A 17932-nucleotide genomic window follows, 5' to 3' on the forward strand; every position below is an offset into this window, starting at 1 on the left:
GCGGGCTTACTCCCCCTTCAACGCGCGGGTGAGCGTGCCGATGCGGCCGTTCAGGAACGCGAGCGTGGTCTGATAGGCGATGGCGTTTTCCGCGAAGGCGGTCTGCTCGGTCGCGAGCTCGACGGTGTTGCCGTCCATGCTCATCTGCGTCGGGATGCGGTATCGGGTGCTGGCCGCGATGCCGGCGTCGACCGATCCCGCCGCCGCCGATTTGAGCGCGGCGGAGAAATCGATGTCCTTCGCCTTGTAGCCCGGCGTCGAGGCGTTCGCGATGTTCGACGCCAGCACGCCCATGCGCTGCGAGCGCACCGCGAGCGCCGCGCCATGCACCCCGAAAAGTCTGTCCTCAGCCATGATGTGGCCCTTTGCGAAGCGGGCGGACCCGCGATTACGAACGATGCTTTGCAGGGACCGTGCCAAATGCGGCTTTTGCCCCCGCTTGCCGCCGGCGGCAGAGGGAAGCGGCAAGGGATTGCCGGTTTCGGCAGGGGATTGCCGGGGGGTTCGATCCAAATCCGTTCGGGCTGAGCCTGTCGAAGCCCAGCCCATTCTTCCGGGCGCAGGACGAGCGGCATCCAGAGGGACGGCCCTTCGACAGGCTCAAGGCGACCGGACCGGGGTGGCACGCCCCTTGCACATGCGAGCGCGATGACACTCGCTTCCGCCCTCGCGCCGTTTCTCGATCCGCTCGCCTTCGCGATCGTCGGGGGCGGCACCGTCGCCGCGACGCTGCTGCGCACGCCGTCGCGCGACCTCTTTCGCGGGATCGCCGCGATCGGCTGTCTCGCGCGCAAGCCGTTCGACGCCGGTGCCCTGGTGACGCAGGTCGACGCGCTGACGCGCATCACCGCCCGCCACGGCGTGATGCAGCTCGACCGTTCGGTGATCCGCGACGCCGACGTCGAGGCCGCGATCCACGCGATCGTCGATGGCGCCGACGGCGCGAAGGTGGCCCATATCATCGACGACCGCCGCACCGCCCGCTTCGAACGCCAGCGCGCCGCCGCCGACATGTGGGCCGGCGCCGCCGAGCTGGCACCCGCGATGGGCATGGTCGGCACGCTGATCGGGCTGGTCCGCCTGTTCACCTCGATGACCGATCCGGCCGTGATCGGCCATGCGATGGCGATCGCGGTGCTGGCGACACTCTATGGCGCGCTGATCGGCAACCTCGTCTGCCTGCCGGTCGCGACGCGGCTGAAGCGCCTCGCGCGCGCGGAATATATCGAGCGCGGCCGGCTCGCCGCCCCGCTCGCCGCGCTGGCCGACCGCGAACTGCCGCAGACGCAGAGGACCGCGGCATGACGCCCGACCAGCTTCTGGAGGACGAGGCGAAGCGGCCGATCTGGCTCATCACGCTCGCCGATGTGATGCTGCTGCTGGTCGGCTTCTTCGTGTTCCTCCAGGCCAATACCAAATTCGACGCGACCCAGATCGCGGGCGCGATGCGCGAGGGCTTCGGCATGGCGGCCGAGGCGCCGATGGCGGTCGACGCCAATGTGGTGAGCGGCTTCGCCCCCGGCTCCGCCGCGCTGCCCCCCGCCGATATCGGCGGCTGGGTGCGCGCGACCGTGCAGGATCCGCGCACCGAAATCCGCGTGGCCGGCGGCACCGACGGCTCGCCCGCCGATGTCGATCCCGCCACCGGATCTGCCGTGATCCTCGCCGCCGACCGCGCCCGTGCCGTCGCCGCGCGGATCGCCGCGGAGGCACCCGGCGCCCGCATCGCGATAGAGACCCGACCCGGCGCCGGCCGCGCCGTCCAGCTCACCCTAGGTTTCGCAGGGGAAACACCATGATCCGTCCGCTCCTCATCCTCGCCGCGCTGGCGCCCGCCACAGCCACGGCGCAGATCCGCTATCAGGACACGACCGCGATCGACGTCGCGGTGCAGGCCTTCACCGGCCAGCCGATCGGCGCCGAGGGCGGCGCGCGCACCGCGGTCGACGCCCGGCTGAAGCTTGCCGCCTGCCCCTTGCCCCAGCTCGACTGGCGCGCGGCGACGCAGGATGCCGTGGTGGTGACGTGCGAGGCCCCGCGCTGGCGCATCTTCGTTCCGGTGAAGATGCCCCCCCTGGCCGCGCGCCCCACCGTCGTCGCGGCGGCAGCCGTCGCGCCGGTGGTGCCCGCCGCCAGGGCGGCACCGGTCATCAAGCGCGGCGACCCGATCACCGTGGAGGCCGGCAACGGCGGCTTTTCTATCACCCGCGACGGCGTGGCGATGGGCGATGCCGCGCCCGGAGAGCGGCTGATGGTGCGCATCGATCCCGCCAAGCCGCCGATCCAGGCGGTGGCGCTGGACACCGGCCGCGCCACCCTGCCCGGCTGGGACCGTTAACCGCGCTCACAAAATTTTTTCTAAAGCTTTTCGTTCAGGGGTCGTTCTTGCAGTCGACGAAGCAGGAATTCGAGGACGGAAACCATGGTGGATCCGGTCGGTATCAAGACAGTCAGCGCGAGCCGCCCCCTGGCGGCCGTGGCCCCGGCGTCGGCGGTGCAGGTCCCGCAGCCCGCGACCCAGCAGGTCCAGGCGCAGGCCGCCCCGTCGAGCCTGCAGGCGCTGACCAAGCCCGCAGCCTCCGCGCCGCCGGTGGACGTCGAGCGCGTCGCCAAGATCAAGAAGGCGATCCAGGACGGCAGCTTCCCGCTGATCCCGTCGACGATCGCCGACCGGCTGCTCGCGCTGAAGCTCGAATGGAACCCCAATGAGCCGGCGTGACGCGCTGATCGGCGTGATCGAGGCGCTCCACGCCGAGATCGACGCGCTGAAGACCAACGACATCGCGGGGCTGGAAACCGCGACCGCGCGCAAGCTGCGCCACATCGACCAGGTCGCCGCGTGCGGCGACGAAGCGCCGTCGGGCGATATCGAGGAACTGGCCCGCGAGGCGAACCGGCTGAACGAGACCTGCCGGGTCTACGTCAACCTGATGGCGGCAAATGTCCGCCGCCGCCTGCAGGTTCTTGCCGGTTCGGACACCCCCGCCTACCGCGCTCAGGGGGCTGCGGCCTACGCCTGACATAGTCCGTTCGGGCTGAGCCCTGCCCTTCTTTCTCTCCGCCAGCGTCCCCGGCCCTTGGAAGGACGGCCCTTCGACAGTCTCGGGGCGAACGGTATTGAGAAAAATCCCGTTCTGGCACGCCTCTTGCTGAAATGACCCTGACCAGGGGTTTCAGGCAAGCGTTCGATGACCGTTCCGACACTTTCGCGACTGAATACGGCAGGGAAGGCCGGCGTGCAGAACGCCATCCAGCTCGCCAGCCAGCGCACCGGAATCGATTTCAACTATCTGCTGGGGCAGGCGCAGGTCGAAAGCGGCCTGAACGCCGGCGCACGCGCGACGACGTCGTCGGCGCGCGGCCTGTACCAGTTCATCGAACAGAGCTGGCTGGGCGTCGTCAAACAGCACGGCGGCACCCACGGCATGGGCTGGGCATCCGACGCGATCCGCCAGACGGCATCGGGCAAGTTCGTCGTCAGTGACCCGGCCGTCCGCCAGTCGATCCTGAACCTGCGCAACGATCCCACCGCCGCATCGCTGATGGCGGCCGAACATGCTTCGGACAACAAGGACGCGCTGGCGACCAGCCTGGGCCGCGACGTGACCGGCACCGACCTGTACATGGCGCATTTCCTGGGCATCGGCGGGGCGAAGAAGTTCCTGTCGGCGATGGACTCCAGCCCCGGCCGCAGCGCCGCGTCGCTGTTTCCCGCTGCCGCCGGTGCCAACCGCAACGTGTTCTACGACCGGAACGGCATCCCGCGCTCGCTGACCGAGGTCTACAGCCGCTTCGCCAACAAGCTCGATAAGGGCGCGGCGGCCTCCGGCGCGACCGGCCTGGCCAGCGGTGCTGTCGATGCTTTCCGGCTCGAACCGGGCATGGAGGTGGTGCTGGGCAGCGAGGCGGAAGCCGGCGACCGCCAGTGGCTCGCCTCCACCCTCGAACAGTTCGCCGGCGGCGGCCGCACCCAGGCGGCATCGGCCACCGCGATCAACCTGATGCGTCCCAACCCCGAGAATGCGCGCCTGGCATATCTGATGCTCGCGCAGCTCGGGGGTAACGTCTGATGGCGTCGGCACCGTTCCTGCCGGGCAATGCGATGCCGGCGCTGCGCAGCGTCGCGCTGCCGGCGTCGATGCTGCTGCTGGTCGTGCTGATGGTCGTGCCGATCCCGGCCTTCCTGCTCGACGTGTTCTTCATCACCAATATCGTCATCAGCCTCGCGGTGCTGATGGTCGCGCTCAACGCGCAGAAGCCGCTCGACTTCTCGTCCTTTCCCACCGTCCTCCTCTTCGCCACGCTGTTCCGCCTCGCGCTCAACGTCGCCTCGACGCGCGTCGTGCTGGGCAAGGGGCATGAGGGTGAGGCGGCGGCCGGCCACGTCATCGAGGCATTCGGCACCTTCCTGATCGGCGGCGACTATGTCGTCGGCCTCTTCGTGTTCTCGATCCTGGTCATCATCAACCTGATCGTGGTGACCAAGGGCGCGGGCCGCGTGTCCGAAGTGTCGGCGCGCTTCACCCTGGACGCCCTGCCCGGCAAACAGATGGCGATCGACGCCGATCTGAATGCCGGCCTCATCACCCCCGACGAAGCGCGCGCGCGCCGTGTCGAGGTCGCGACCGAGGCCGATTTCTACGGGTCGATGGACGGTTCGTCGAAATTCGTGAAGGGCGACGCGATCGCGGGCCTGCTGATCCTGGCGGTCAACATCATCGGCGGCCTGATCCTCGGCACCGTTTCGCACGGGCTGGGGCTTAAGGAAGCCGCGCAGACCTATATCGTGCTCGCGGTCGGCGACGCGCTGGTCGCCCAGCTGCCGGGCCTGATGCTGTCGATCGCCGCCGCCGCGATCGTCACCCGCGTCACCTCGTCGCAGGATTTGGCCGGCCAGATCGGCAGCCAGTTCGCCAGCCACCGCACCTGGATTCCCGTCGCCGCCGCGTTGGCGGTGCTGGGCGTGGTGCCGGGCATGCCGTCGCTCATCATCCTGCCGATGGCCGCGGTCGCCGGCTATGCCGCGTGGCAACTGAAAAAGGCCGCCGACCGCCCGGCGCCGGTCGAGGAAATCGCCGCCGAGGCGCAGGACCTGTCGAAGATCGGCTGGGACGAGGTGACCGACGGCTGCCACGTCATGCTCGACATCGGCTACGGGCTGGTGCCGCTGGTCGATGAACGCAAGGGCAGCCCGCTGATGGGCCGCATCACCGGCGTACGCCGCCAGCTCAGCAAGGAACTGGGGTTCGTCGTGCCGCAGGTGCGCGTGCGCGACGACATCAACCTGCCGCCCTATACCTATCGCATCGTCATCGGCGGGGTCGTCGTCGGCGAGGATCAGGTTTCGCCCGACGAGATGCTGGCGCTCGACACCGGCCAGGCGGTTGGCCACCTGTCGGGCAAGCAGGCCAAGGATCCCACCTTCGGGCTGGACGCGGTGTGGATCTCCGCCGCCGACGCCGATGCCGCCACCGGCGCGGGCTATCTGGTGGTCGATGCCGGCACGGTGATCGCCACCCACCTCAACCAGCAGTTGCTGACCAACGCATCGGACCTGCTCGGCCCGGACGAGGTGCAGGCGCTGCTCGACGGGCTGAAGGAACGCTCGGCCAGCCTGGTCGCCGCGCTGTGCCCGCAACCGATGCCGCTGACCGTGCTGACGCAGGTGTTGCGCGCGCTGCTCGCCGAAGGCGTGCCGCTGAAGGAATTCCGCCGCATCGCCGCCGCCCTCGCCACCGCGGCGCAGAAGACCGGCGATGCCGAGGAACTGGTCGAGCTGATCCGGCCCGATCTGGGCGCGCTGATCGTCCAGAAGCTGTGCGGCGTGCGCGAGCCGTTGCGCGTGATGACGCTGGAGGGGCAGCTCGAGGCGCTGCTCGGCCAGGCGGTGCGCAACGATCCCGCGCGCCGCCACGCGATCGAGCCCGACCTGGGCCGCCGCATCGCCGACGCGATGCAGCGCGCCGCGCAGCCCCTGGTCGCGGAGGCCAAGCCGTTCGCGCTGGTCGTCCAGCCCGCGATCCGCGTCGCCATGCGCAAGCTGATCCGATCCATCCTGCCGGATACCCCCGTCATGAGCTTCTTCGAAGTCCCCGAGGACAAGTCGGTCGAGGTCGTCGCCGTGATCGGCGCGCCCGAACCCGCCCCGGCGCTGGCCGGCAACCCCCAGATGGTGCCCGCATGAGCTTTCACAGCCGCATCGTGCCCGCGGCCGGCACGCCGCTGACCTATTCGCCGCGCCCGCGCGCCGGCGCGGACATGGACGCGCTGGTGCGCAAGCACCTGCCGATGGTCCGCCGCGTCGCGTGGCACGTCCACGGCAGCATGTCGTCGGCGGTCGATGTCGAGGATCTCGTCCAGATCGGCCTGGTTGCGCTGGTCGAGGCGCAGGCCAGCTTCGAGGATCGCGGGCAGGTGACGTTCGAGCAGTATCTGCTGACCCGCGTGCGCGGCAGCATGATCGACGAACTGCGCCGCCAGGCGACGCTGACCCGCGGCGCGATGAAGCGCCGCAAGCTGTACCACGATACGATCGCATCGATGACGGACGCGAGCGGTCGCCGGCCCGACGATCTCGACGTCGCCGAGAAGCTGGGGGTGACGCTGGAGAAGCTGCGCACCGATTACGCCACCGCCGAACCGGTCCGCTTCGAGAATGTCGACGACGTCTACACCGACGACGGGCCGTGGTTCGCGTCCGACGATCCATCACCTTTCGACCTGCTCGCCGAATCGGACCAGCGCGACACGCTGATCGCCGCCATCGCCTCGCTACCCGAACGCGAGCAGCTGGTGATCCAGCTCTATTATGTCGAGGAGCTCAACCTCGAGGAGATCGGCCAGGTGCTGGAGGTCGGCGCCGCGCGCGTGTGCCAGATCAAGAAATCGGCGCACGACCGGCTGAAGAAGGCGCTGCAGCGCCGACCCGGCTAGGGTCAGGACCTGTTACTGGGGTTTGCGGCCCCGGCCTATTTCAGCAGGAAGCGGACGTTGACCGTTATCGTCACATCCTGTTCGCCGGCGGCGATCTTGCTCTCGGCGGCGTCGGACATGCTGGCCCGCGCCATCAGCATCGGGGGCGGCGACGCGACATAGTCGCCCGTCTCGCTGATCGACAGAATGCGATCGACGCGCAGCCCGGCGGCCCTGGCATAGAGTTCGGCCCGCGCGCGCGCCGTGGCGACGGCGTCGGTCCGCGCTTCGTCCTGGGCCGCCTCGGGCTTGTCGATCGACAGGTTTGGGCCGTCGATCTGGTTGGCGCCCTGCTTGACCAGCGCATCCAGGATCGCGCCGCTCCTGGCGATGTCGCGGAACCGCACCGACACGTTGTTCGCCGCTTGATATCCGGTGATGACCGGCGCCTCGTTCTGGGCGTAGCGATATTGCGGCTGGAGCGCGATCTGCGAGGTCTGGACGTCGCGATCGGCGACGCCCGCCGACTTGAGCGCCGCCAGCACGCGGTCCATGCGCTGGGCATTGTCGGCCAGCGCCTGCGCCGCGGTCGCGCTCTGCGTCACCACGCCGGCGCGAATCGTCGCGATATCGGGCACCCGGCTCGTCTTGCCGGTCGCCGCGACATCGAGCAGCGTGCCGTCGATCATCGCCACCGGCTGCGCCGCGACCTGTGCCACGGCGGGAGACGCCGCGGCGGCGGCAGCGGCGGCGAGAGTGGCGAGAGCGATCTTCGTCATGTGGGGAAACCTCCTGTTGTTCGTCGAGGCCGCACCTAGCGGCGGCGCGGCAACGCGCGATGAACGATCCTGTTCGCCGCCGTTCAGCGTCGCCGCGCGATCACCACCCGGTAGAGCAGCAGCAGGACGATCGCGCCGAGCGTCGCCGCGCCATAGCTGGTCCAGCCATCGGCGATCGCCACTCCGGCGCCTTCGGCGACGAATCCGGCGAGCAGCGCGCCGGCGATGCCGATCAGCACGGTGACGACGAACCCGCCGGGGTCGCGCCCCGGCACCAGCAGCTTCGCGAGCAGCCCGGCCACGAGCCCGATCAGCAGCCAGCCCAGGAACGTGCGCTCCGCCATCGATCCCTCCATCGGCGCCGTTTCCGCGCCTGGTCCCCAGCGTTGCGCCGACGCCGCAGCGACGCAAGCATTTCTTTGACGGAACGTTCGCGGCGCTGGCGGACCGGCCCCTTTTCCGCTAGCCGCGCCGACACTTTTAGCACCCGGCTTGAGCTTGGTGACTTATTCAGATAATACAGCACTTGGCGACGTTCCCCGCGTGGAACGCGGGCCAGGGGTGCGGCAGATGAATTACGAGAGCAGCATGACGGGTAACGACACGCATTACGCGCTGACCGACGAGAACGCCCGCCCCGGCGGCAGCCGGCGGTGGATCATGATCGGCGCGATGATCGCGCTGGTGGTCGCGCTGCTTGCCGGGGGATATTTCCTGCGCGGGGGCGGCAGCGGCGGAGATACGGCGGCGGCCAAGAAGGGCGCGCAACAGGTGCCGACCGTGACGGTCGCGGTGCCCGGCCGTTCCGCGGTGGCGACCGCGGTCACCGGCACCGGCACCATCGCCGCGCGCCGCGAAATGCCGGTCGGCATCGCCGGCGAAGGCGGGATGGTGACGCGCGTGCTGGTCGAACCCGGCAGCTGGGTGAGCGCCGGCCAGGTGCTCGCGACGATCGACCGGTCGGTGCAGGCGCAGACCGCCGCCAGCCTGGAGGCACAGACCCGCGTCGCCCGCGCCGACGCCGCGCTCGCCCAGTCCGAGCTCGATCGCGCGAAGAGCCTGGTCGATCGCGGCTTCGTGTCAAAGGCGGATCTGCAGCGCAAGGAAGCCGCGCGCGACCAGGCCGCCGCGCGCGTCCGCGTCGCCGACGCCCAGCTGGCGGAAACGCGCGCGCGCAACCGCCGGCTCGACATCCGCAGCCCCGCCGACGGGCTGGTGCTGACGCGCGGCGTCGAGCCCGGCCAGATCGTCAGCTCGGGCTCGGGCCAGCTGTTCCGCATCGCATCGGGCGGGCAGATGGAAATGCGCGCGCAGCTCGCCGAAACCGATCTCGCCCGCGTCCGCGCCGGCATGACCGGCCAGGTGACGCCGGTCGGCTCGACCGAGGCATTCGCCGGCCAGGTGTGGCAGGTGTCGCCGATCATCGACCCGCAGACCCGCCAGGGCATCGCGCGCATCGCGCTCAGCTACAATCCGGCACTGCGCCCGGGCGGTTTCGCCAGCGCCAGCATCGCGGTGGGCGGCGTCGAGGCACCGATGCTGCCCGAATCGGCGGTGATGAGCGACGGCAAGGGCAATTTCGTCTATATCGTCGATGCCCAGAACAAGGCGCAGCGCCGCGACGTACGGGTGGGCGAAGTGTCCGACGCGGGCGTGTCGATCGCCAGCGGCCTGACCGGGACTGAGCGGGTGGTGCTGTCGGCCGGCGCGTTCCTCAACCCGGGCCAGACGGTCAAGCCGCAGCTCCAGGCCTCGCGCTGAGGCCGGAACCGAAGGAACGACGACGATGGGTTTCCGCAACATCTCCGCCTGGGCGATCCGAAATCCGGTGCCGCCCATCGTCCTGTTCCTGTTCCTGACGATCATGGGGCTGGTCAGCTTCAGCCGCATGGACGTGAACAACCAGCCCGACATCGATTTCCCGGTCGCGTTCATCTCGATCAGCCAGCCGGGCGCGGCGCCGACAGAGCTGGAAACCCAGGTGACCCAGCGCGTCGAGGCGGCGGTGCGCTCGCTCCAGGGCATCGACGAGATCAACTCGACGGTGACCGAGGGTAATTCGCAGACCGTCGTCCAACTCGACATCGGCACACCGATCGACCGCACGGTCAACGACATCCGCGATGCGGTACAGCAGATCCGCGGCGACCTGCCCGACGGCATCCTGGAGCCGCAGATCGGCCGCATCAACACGTCCGGCAACGACGTCGCCAGCTTCACCGCATCGACGTCGTCGATGACGCTCGAACAGCTCAGCTGGTACATCGACAACACCGTGTCGAAGGAATTGCTGTCGGTACCCGGCATGGCGGCGGTCGATCGCAACGGCGGCGTCAACCGCGAGATCCGCGTGATCCTCGATCCGCTGAGGCTCCAGGCGCAGGGGCTGACGGCGAGCCAGGTGAACCAGGCGCTGCGCCAGGTCAATTTGAACGCGGCGGGCGGCCGGGCGGAGATCGCCGGATCCGAACAGTCGGTCCGCGTGCTGGGCAATGCGCGCGACGCCTATGCGCTGGGCCAGACCCAGATTTCGGTCGGCGGTCGCTCGGTCCGCCTCGCCGACATCGGCGAGGTCCGCGATCTCTATGCCGAGCAGCGCTCGCTCGCTACCGCCGACGGCCGCCAGATCCTCAGCTTCGACTTCCAGCGCGCCAAGGGCGCGTCCGACGTCACCGTGTTCAAGGCGGCGCAGAAGAAGCTGGAGGATCTCCAGAAGCGCAACCCGGAAGTGCAGTTCGACCTGCTGTTCAACTACTCCAAATATGCCGAGAGCCAGTACAAGGTCGCGATGTGGGCGATGGGCGAGGGCGCGGTGCTCGCGGTACTCGTCGTCTTCCTGTTCCTGCGCGACTGGCGGGCGACGTTCATCTCCGCGCTCGCCATCCCGCTGTCGGCGATCCCCAGCTTCTGGTTCATGGAACTGCTCGGCTTCGATCTCAACCAGATGACGTTGCTCGCCTTGAGCCTTGTCGCCGGCGTGCTGGTCGATGACGCGATCGTCGAGATCGAGAACATCGTCCGCCACATGCGCATGGGCAAATCGGCGTATCAGGCATCGATCGACGCGGCGGACGAGATCGGCGTAGCGGTGCTCGCCACCACCATGTCGATCGTCGCGGTGTTCCTGCCGGTCGGCCTGATGCCGGGCGTGTCGGGCCAGTTCTTCAAGAATTTCGGCCTGACCGTCGTCGCCGCCGTGCTCATGTCGCTGGCGGTCGCGCGCCTGCTCACGCCGATGATCGCGGCCTATTTCCTGAAGGCCAAGGGCCATGCCAGCCACGGCGAGGGCTGGATGATGGACCAGTATATGAAGGTGCTGCGCTGGACGCTGCTGCACCGCTGGTCGGCAATCGTCGGCGGGGTCGCCGCGCTGTTGGCGACCGTCGGTATGTTCATGGTGCTGCCCAACACCTTCCTGCCCGAGGAGGACAATGATTCCGTCACCGCGATCGTCGAGCTGGTGCCCGGATCGACGCTGCTCCAGACCGACGCGATCGTCCAGCGTACCGCCGCGATCCTGAAGGCACAGCCCGACGTCGAACAGGTCTATACCCGTGCGTTCGTCGGCCAGGGCCGCGTCACCGCCAAGCTGAAGGAAGACCGCAAGCTCAAGAGCTTCCAGTTCCAGCGCCAGGTCGGCCCGCAGCTTGCGGAAATCCCCGATGCGCGCGTTTCCTTCCGGGCGGGCGGCTGGGGCGGCGGATCGGGCCGTGCGCTGACCATCACGCTGGGCGGCAGCGATCCGGTGGCCCTGAACGCGGCGGCCGTCGCGATCGTCGAACAGATGCGCGGCCTGCCCACCGTTCGCAACCCGCTCATCACCGGCGATCTGCAACGGCCGGAGATCACCATCCGGCCGCGGCTCGACCTGGCCGCCAGCCTGGGCGTGACGACGGCGGCGCTGTCGAGCGCGATCCGCATCGCGACGCTGGGCGACATCGACCAGAATTCGGCGCGTTTTTCGCTGTCCGATCGCCAGATTCCGATCCGTGTCGCGCTCAACCAGAACGCGCGCCAGCGGCTGTCGACGATCGAGAACCTGCCGGTGCAGACCTCGACCGGTGGATCGGTACCGCTGAAGGTGGTGGCCGACATCGGCTTCGGCGCCGGCCCGACGCGCATCGACCGCACCGCGCAGCAGCGCCGCATCACCATCGGCGCGGATCTGGCGCCGGGCGAAGTTTCCGGCGAGGCGATGAAGAAGATTCGCGCGCTGCCCGCGATGAGCGACCTTCCGATCGGCGTGAACGAGCTGAAGCTGGGCGAATCGAAGCAGCAGGCGGAGATGATCCAGAATTTCGTCGGCGCGGTGCTCGCCGGCATCTTCCTGGTCTTCTCGGTCCTGGTGCTGCTCTACCGCCGCGTGATGGCCCCGTTCGTCAACATGGGGTCGCTGATGCTCGCCCCCCTCGGCGGACTGATCGGGTTGTGGCTGTGCGGCATGCCGGTCTCGCTCTCGGTCTACATCGGCATGCTGATGCTGCTCGGCATCGTCGCCAAGAACTCGATCCTGCTGATCGATTTCGCACTGGAGGAGATGGACAAGGGCGTCGACAAGATGTCGGCGATCATCGATGCCGGGCACAAGCGTGCGCAGCCGATCGTGATGACGACGGTGGCGATGGTCGCCGGCATGGTGCCGACCGCGCTGTCGCTGTCGGGCGACGGATCGTTCCGCCAGCCGATGGGCGTGGTGGTGATCGGCGGCCTGATCCTGTCGACGATCCTGACGCTGCTGATCGTGCCGGCCAGCTTCAGCCTGGCGGTGGGCCTGGAACGCTGGATCGGGCCGCGACTGAGCCGGCGCCTGCTGACCTATCGCCCCGGCGACGACGGCAGTCCGGTGATCGACGGGCCGTCGCCCGACGAGCCGCGTCTCGGTCGCCCGCCCGCGCGGATCTCCGATCGCCGTGGTGACGAGCCGCATCCTGCCGAATAACCGTTTGCCCCTTGAACAATCCCCGGTTTCGGGGATTGTTTCGGCGATGGCCGCCATATCCGTGCCCTTGCGACCAGGGGGCGCCGTTCCCCCCGCGCTCCGCCGGATGCGCATCCTCGCCACCGGCCTGCTGGTGCTGATGGCGTGTGTCTACATTGTCGCGCGCACCAACGAGGATGTGCATCCCGCGATCGCCTTCGTCCGCGCCTTCGCCGAGGCCGCGATGGTCGGCGGCCTGGCCGACTGGTTCGCGGTGACCGCGCTGTTCCGCCACCCGCTCGGCCTGCCGATTCCCCATACGGCGATCGTGCCGCGCAACAAGGATCGCATCGCGACGACACTCGCCCAGTTCCTGCGCGAGAATTTCCTGATACCGCGCGTCGTCGCGCGGCGGATGCAGCGGATCGACGTGGCCGGCGCGGCCGGACGCTGGCTGAGCGACGCGAGCGGCCTGGGCCAGGGGCGGCTACGCCGCGGCGCATCGCGCCTCGCCTCCGACATGCTCGAATCGCTCGATCAGGAGCGGCTGGGCGGGATGGTGCGCGCCGCGATCGCCGGGCAATTGCGCCAGATCGAGATATCGCCGCTGCTCGGCAAGGCGCTCCAGGCAGCGATCGTTCAGAACCGCCACCAGCCGCTGATCGATTCGGTGGTGCGCTGGGCCGGCAAGACGATCGAGGCGAACGAGCCGATCCTGCGCGAGATGATCTCGTCCAAGGCCGGCACCATTCTGCGCTGGACCGGGCTCGACGAGACCTTGGCCAATGCGATCCTCGACGGGCTGTACAATCTGCTGCTCGAGATGGCGGAAGACCCCGATCATCCGTTGCGCGCGAAGGCGGAGGAAGGCCTTGCGACGCTGGCGATGGACCTGCAGCGCGATTCCGCGGCGCGCGCCAAGGTCGAGGCGTTCAAGAACGACATGCTCGACAATCCCGCCCTGACGCAGTGGTGGCAGGGGGTGTGGGACCAGGCGCGCACCGCGATGCTGCGCGCCGCGCGCGACCCCGACAGCCTGATGGCCGGTAAGTTCGGCGAGGCGCTGCGCCAGCTTGGCGAGACGCTGCAGCGCGATCCCGCGCTTGCCCACACGATCAACCGTTTCGTCCGCCGCGCGGCGGTGGGTGCCGCGTCGGATTACGGCGACGGCATCGTCCGGCTGGTCAGCGACACGATCCGCGGCTGGGACGCACAGACCATCACCGGCCGGCTGGAGAACGCGGTCGGCCGCGACCTCCAGTATATCCGCATCAACGGCACCCTGGTGGGCGGGCTGGTCGGCATCAGCATCCACGCGGTCGGCGTGCTGTTGTCCTAGGAGCGATCCAGCGCGATCCCCGCGCATCGGATTGGACGCGCCGCGCGCGGCGTGGCATCAGTCGGGCGGGATGCGGGGGCCGGCGGCTCGTCGCGTCCGATCCTGCTGTGCCAAGACCGGATGGTGATGCCGCGACCATGAAGAGCCTCACGCTGCTGCGCCATGCGAAATCGGGCTGGGACGACCCCGCGCTGCGCGATTTCGACCGACCGCTGAACGCCAAGGGACAGCGCGCCGCGCAGGTCGTGGGACGCAATCTGCGCGCGATGGACCTGGTGTTCGATCGCGTCGTCGCTTCGCCCGCCGTGCGCGTCGTGGAGACGCTGGATCACGTCGGGCGCGGCTATGGCGCGGCGTTCACACCGGAATGGGACCGGCGGCTGTATCTGGCGTCGGTGGCGTCGCTGGTCGATGTCGTGCACGAACAGGACGACGGTGTCGGCCGCCTGCTGCTGGTCGGTCACAATCCGGGGCTGGAGGAGCTGGTACTCGCGCTGGTGCCGCCCGGCCCCGCCAGCCCCCGGCGCGGCGATGTCGAGGACAAGTTTCCCACCGCCAGCGTCGCCGTGATGCGTTTCGCGGTTGATCGCTGGGCCGATGTCGCGATGGGCGGCGGCACGCTGATCGAATTCGTCCGCCCGCGCGATCTTGACGCCGCGCTCGGACCGGACGACTAGGCGGAACCGAGTTTCAACTCCCCGTTCCCGAAGGAAAGCGCCGACGGGTGGGTCTCGCGCCGATCCCTCGTTCGACGCGCGGCGCGCTACGGCAGTCGCCGTCGATGGCGCGCGGCCGCCGCCGGGCCCGCCCTGCTTGCAGCCATGTAAGTGACGTCGATCGGTTCCGCCGGCCGGGGCGTCAGCGATCATCCTCCAGCGCCGCCGCCAGCGCATCGCGGATTTCGAGCAGCGCGGTCCTGCGGCGTCCGCCGCCTCCGCTACCGCCGCCCGCCGGCTTGGCCGGTCCCTCACTGCCCAGCAGCTTCTGGACGCCGCGGATCGTATAGCCTTCCTGGTCGAGCAGCGTCTGGATGCGGCGCACCAGCGCGGCGTCCTCGGGCCGGTAATAGCGACGGTTGCCCGCGCGTTGCAGCGGCTTGAGCTGGGGGAAACGCGTTTCCCAATAGCGCAGGATATGCTGGGGGATGCCCGTCTCGCGAGACAGTTCCCCTATCGTCCGGAAGGCGTCCGCCGCCTTGTCCGGCGCGGCCATGCCCTCAATCCCTACCCGGCCGCCACGATGCGGTCGCGCATCATCTGGCTGGCGCGGAAGGTGAGCACGCGGCGCGGTGCGATCGGCACTTCCACCCCGGTCTTGGGATTGCGGCCGATCCGTTCGCCCTTGTCGCGCAAGATGAAGCTGCCGAAACCGGAAATCTTGACGTTCTCGCCGTTCGACAGCGCCTCGCACATGTGGGCGAGAATCTGCTCTACGAACTTCGCGGAATCCGCGCGCGACAGGCCGACCTGCGTATGCAGCGCCTCGGCAAGATCGGCACGGGTCAGCGTTCCGGCATCTGGCATGGTCGCGTCTCGTCCCCCCTTGCGAAACGCGAAGCTAGCACAGGCCCGCGAGTCGCGCAAAGACGCCTTTTATTACGGCTTCGTCACGAATCTCAATATCGAACGACGGCGGCGCCCCAGGTGAAGCCGCCGCCCATCGCCTCGAGCACCAGCAGGTCGCCGCGCCTGACGCGTCCGTCGCGCACTGCGGTGTCGAGCGCGAGCGGCACCGATGCTGCCGAGGTGTTGGCGTGCTGGTCCACGGTAACCACCACCTTCTCGGGCGCGAGGCCGAGCTTCTTGGCGGTCGCGTCGAGGATGCGGGCGTTGGCCTGGTGCGGCACCACCCAGTCGACGTCGGCGGCGGTCAGCCCCGCCGCGCCCAGCGATTCGCCCATCACGGCCGCCAGGTTGACGACGGCGTGGCGAAACACCTCGCGCCCCTTCATCCGCACCTTGCCGACGGTGCCGGTGGTCGACGGACCGCCATCGACGTAGAGCAGGTCATTGTGGCGGCCATCGGCGTGCAGCTTCGTCGCCAGGATGCCGCGCTCGCTGTCTTCCTCCGCCGCGAGCACGATCGCCCCTGCGCCGTCGCCGAACAGCACGCAGGTGCCGCGGTCTTCCCAGTCGAGGATGCGGCTGAACGTCTCCGCGCCGATCACCAGCGCGCGGGCGTAGGCGCCGGCGCGGATCATGCTGTCCGCCACCTGGAGCGCGTAGAGAAAGCCCGAACATACCGCCGCCACGTCGAACGCGACGCAATCCTCGATGCCCAGCAACGCCTGAACCTTGGTGGCGCTGGCCGGAAAGGTCTGGTCGGGCGTGGCGGTCGCCAGCACGATCAGGTCGATGTCGCGCGCCTCTATCCCGGCCGCCGCGATCGCGGCCCGGGCGGCATCGGCGGCGAGCGTGGAGGTGGTCTCGTCCGGGCCAGCGATGTGGCGGAAGCGGATGCCGGTGCGCTCGACGATCCATTCGTCGCTGGTATCGATCTGCTGCGCCAGTTCCGCGTTCGACACGCGCCGCGCGGGCAGCGCCGATCCGGTTCCCAGGATCACCGATCGCACGCCGTTCATGCCGCCGCCTGTCGTTCGAAATGCGCGAGATCGTCGGTGATGCGGCGCGTCAGATCGTCGCGCACCATCTTGGCGGCGACGCCGATCGCATGCGCCACCCCGACCTCTGTCGCGCCGCCGTGGCTCTTCACCACCAGTCCGTTGAGGCCCAGGAACACCGCACCATTATGGTTGTTGGGGTCGAGATGATCGCGCAGCAGCTGCGTCGCGGGCTTCGAGATCAGGAAGCCGACCTTGGAACGGATCGAGCTGCTGAACGCGCGTTTCAGAAGGTCGGCGACGAAGCGCGCGGTGCCCTCCGCCGTCTTGAGCGCGATGTTGCCCGAAAAGCCGTCGCACACCACCACGTCGACATGCCCGCGAGAGATGCGGTCGCCCTCGATGAAGCCGGCGAAGGTCAGCGGCAGGTGATCGGCGGCGCGCAGCAGGGCGGCGGCTTCGCGGATGATGTCGGTGCCCTTCATGTCCTCGGTGCCGATGTTGAGCAGCGCGACGCGGGGGCTGGCAAGGTCGAGCGTGGTGCGCGCCCAGGCTGCACCCATCACCGCGAACTGGACGAGGTTCTTCGCATCGCACTCGGTGTTGGCGCCCAGATCGAGCATCACCGTGTCGGTCTCGCCCAGGCTCGGCAGCATCGCGGCGAGCGCCGGGCGGTCGATACCGGGCATGGTGCGCAGCGACAGCTTGGCCATCGCCATCAGCGCGCCGGTGTTGCCGGAGGATACGGCGGCGGCGGCGCGACCCTGTTTCACCAGGTCGATCGCGACGCCCATCGACGTGGTCTTGGCGCGGCGCAGCGCCTGGCTGGGCTTGGCATCGGACGCGACGACATCGGGCGCGTGGACGATCTCCGACGCCGCCGTCAGATTGGGGTGATTCGCCAGGCCGGCGCGAATCCGTTCCTCGTCGCCGACCAGGAAGAATCGCATGCCGTCGAACCGGCGTCGCGCATGCGCGACGCCCGCGAGCATCACCGCAAGCCCCTCGTCACCGCCCATCGCATCGACGGCGATCCGCGCATCGGGGGACATTGCGGTGCTCTGTGCTCCGAGAGTGGGCTGGATCAGCCTTCGACCGAGACGACTTCGCGGCCGTTATAGTGGCCGCACGCGTTGCACAGGTTGTGCGGACGCTTCAGCTCGCCGCAGTTCGGGCATTCCTGGAACGCTTCGACCGACAGCGCATCGTGCGCCCGGCGCATGCCACGCCGCGACGGCGAGGTCTTTCTCTTGGGGACGGCCATTTCGGCAACCTTCTCAAACGCAGATTCGTATGTCGCAGGACGCGCTACAGCGCCCGCCCCGACGGGGCAAGCGCTCGAACGGCCGCAAAGCGAAGGCGCGCCTATAGCGATTCTGCGCGCTGTTGCAACCGGAATGGCCGGATGCGAGGCTGAGGCACTT

General features: G+C 69.0%; 20 protein-coding genes. 12 read left to right on the forward strand and 8 right to left on the reverse strand.

The window, feature by feature from the left end:
* Positions 1-6 precede the first annotated feature (6 nt).
* Complete coding sequence (locus VYI76_RS02855) at positions 7-354, reverse strand: flagellar basal body rod protein FlgB (RefSeq protein WP_443018889.1); 348 nt, start codon at positions 352-354, stop codon at positions 7-9.
* A gap of 294 nt (positions 355-648) precedes the next feature.
* On the opposite strand from VYI76_RS02855, the gene VYI76_RS02860 reads away from it, so the two are divergent.
* From VYI76_RS02860 to VYI76_RS02895, 8 genes are all read left to right on the forward strand, one after another.
* Entirely contained in the window at positions 649-1305 is a 657-nt protein-coding gene (locus VYI76_RS02860; RefSeq protein WP_326523263.1) for a motility protein A, read from the forward strand.
* Positions 1302-1799, forward strand: a complete 498-nt coding sequence (locus VYI76_RS02865) for a flagellar motor protein MotB (protein ID WP_326523264.1) — start codon at positions 1302-1304, stop codon at positions 1797-1799. Before VYI76_RS02860 ends, VYI76_RS02865 begins: the two co-directional genes overlap by 4 nt.
* Complete coding sequence (locus tag VYI76_RS02870) at positions 1796-2338, forward strand: flagella basal body P-ring formation protein FlgA (RefSeq protein ID WP_326523265.1); 543 nt, start codon at positions 1796-1798, stop codon at positions 2336-2338. The genes VYI76_RS02865 and VYI76_RS02870 overlap by 4 nt, the downstream gene beginning before the upstream one ends.
* Positions 2339-2422: 84 nt before the next feature.
* A complete protein-coding gene (gene flgM / locus VYI76_RS02875) occupies positions 2423-2719 on the forward strand; it encodes a flagellar biosynthesis anti-sigma factor FlgM (RefSeq protein WP_326523266.1) in 297 nt (98 codons plus the stop codon).
* Complete coding sequence (locus VYI76_RS02880) at positions 2706-3020, forward strand: flagellar protein FlgN (protein WP_326523267.1); 315 nt, start codon at positions 2706-2708, stop codon at positions 3018-3020. Before flgM ends, VYI76_RS02880 begins: the two co-directional genes overlap by 14 nt.
* Positions 3021-3188: 168 nt before the next feature.
* On the forward strand, positions 3189-4070 hold the full coding sequence (locus VYI76_RS02885) for a lytic transglycosylase domain-containing protein (RefSeq protein ID WP_443018890.1): 882 nt from the start codon (positions 3189-3191) through the stop codon (positions 4068-4070).
* A 32-nt stretch (positions 4071-4102) separates the two neighbouring features.
* Positions 4103-6184 (forward strand): flagellar biosynthesis protein FlhA, encoded by a 2082-nt coding sequence (gene flhA / locus VYI76_RS02890; protein ID WP_326523333.1) that lies wholly within the window; start codon positions 4103-4105, stop codon positions 6182-6184.
* Positions 6181-6933 (forward strand): FliA/WhiG family RNA polymerase sigma factor, encoded by a 753-nt coding sequence (locus tag VYI76_RS02895; RefSeq protein ID WP_326523269.1) that lies wholly within the window; start codon positions 6181-6183, stop codon positions 6931-6933. The genes flhA and VYI76_RS02895 overlap by 4 nt, the downstream gene beginning before the upstream one ends.
* A 35-nt stretch (positions 6934-6968) precedes the next feature.
* Here the strand turns inward: VYI76_RS02895 and VYI76_RS02900 are convergent, their stop codons facing one another.
* Entirely contained in the window at positions 6969-7691 is a 723-nt protein-coding gene (locus VYI76_RS02900; RefSeq protein WP_326523270.1) for an SIMPL domain-containing protein, read from the reverse strand.
* A gap of 83 nt (positions 7692-7774) precedes the next feature.
* On the reverse strand, positions 7775-8035 hold the full coding sequence (locus VYI76_RS02905; protein ID WP_326523271.1) for a GlsB/YeaQ/YmgE family stress response membrane protein: 261 nt from the start codon (positions 8033-8035) through the stop codon (positions 7775-7777).
* Positions 8036-8261: 226 nt separating this feature from the next.
* Between VYI76_RS02905 and VYI76_RS02910 the strand changes: the two genes are divergently transcribed.
* From VYI76_RS02910 to VYI76_RS02925, 4 genes are all read left to right on the forward strand, one after another.
* On the forward strand, positions 8262-9452 hold the full coding sequence (locus VYI76_RS02910; protein ID WP_326523272.1) for an efflux RND transporter periplasmic adaptor subunit: 1191 nt from the start codon (positions 8262-8264) through the stop codon (positions 9450-9452).
* A gap of 25 nt (positions 9453-9477) precedes the next feature.
* The gene (locus tag VYI76_RS02915) at positions 9478-12630 is read left to right on the forward strand and encodes an efflux RND transporter permease subunit (RefSeq protein ID WP_326523273.1); all 3153 of its coding nucleotides are present in this window, start codon (positions 9478-9480) and stop codon (positions 12628-12630) included.
* 46 nt (positions 12631-12676) lie between these two features.
* Positions 12677-13948: a DUF445 domain-containing protein gene (locus VYI76_RS02920; RefSeq protein ID WP_443018891.1), complete on the forward strand. Its 1272-nt coding sequence runs from the start codon at positions 12677-12679 to the stop codon at positions 13946-13948.
* A 137-nt stretch (positions 13949-14085) separates the two neighbouring features.
* Positions 14086-14625, forward strand: a complete 540-nt coding sequence (locus VYI76_RS02925; protein WP_326523275.1) for a SixA phosphatase family protein — start codon at positions 14086-14088, stop codon at positions 14623-14625.
* Positions 14626-14806: 181 nt separating this feature from the next.
* Here VYI76_RS02925 and VYI76_RS02930 read toward each other — a convergent pair whose 3' ends face one another.
* From VYI76_RS02930 to rpmF, 5 genes are all read right to left on the reverse strand, one after another.
* A complete protein-coding gene (locus tag VYI76_RS02930; RefSeq protein WP_326523276.1) occupies positions 14807-15160 on the reverse strand; it encodes a MerR family transcriptional regulator in 354 nt (117 codons plus the stop codon).
* Between the two features lie 11 nt (positions 15161-15171).
* Positions 15172-15471 (reverse strand): integration host factor subunit alpha, encoded by a 300-nt coding sequence (locus VYI76_RS02935; RefSeq protein WP_326523277.1) that lies wholly within the window; start codon positions 15469-15471, stop codon positions 15172-15174.
* A gap of 92 nt (positions 15472-15563) precedes the next feature.
* Entirely contained in the window at positions 15564-16529 is a 966-nt protein-coding gene (locus VYI76_RS02940; protein WP_326523278.1) for a beta-ketoacyl-ACP synthase III, read from the reverse strand.
* Positions 16526-17560 carry a phosphate acyltransferase PlsX gene (gene plsX, locus VYI76_RS02945; RefSeq protein ID WP_326523279.1) on the reverse strand — a complete coding sequence of 345 codons (1035 nt, stop codon included), beginning with the start codon at positions 17558-17560 and terminating at the stop codon, positions 16526-16528. The genes VYI76_RS02940 and plsX overlap by 4 nt, the downstream gene beginning before the upstream one ends.
* A gap of 32 nt (positions 17561-17592) precedes the next feature.
* A complete protein-coding gene (gene rpmF, locus VYI76_RS02950) occupies positions 17593-17772 on the reverse strand; it encodes a 50S ribosomal protein L32 (protein ID WP_326523280.1) in 180 nt (59 codons plus the stop codon).
* Positions 17773-17932: the final 160 nt, after the last annotated feature.

It is taken from the genome of Sphingomonas sp. (genome assembly GCF_035910975.1).
GTDB lineage: Bacteria > Pseudomonadota > Alphaproteobacteria > Sphingomonadales > Sphingomonadaceae > Sphingomonas.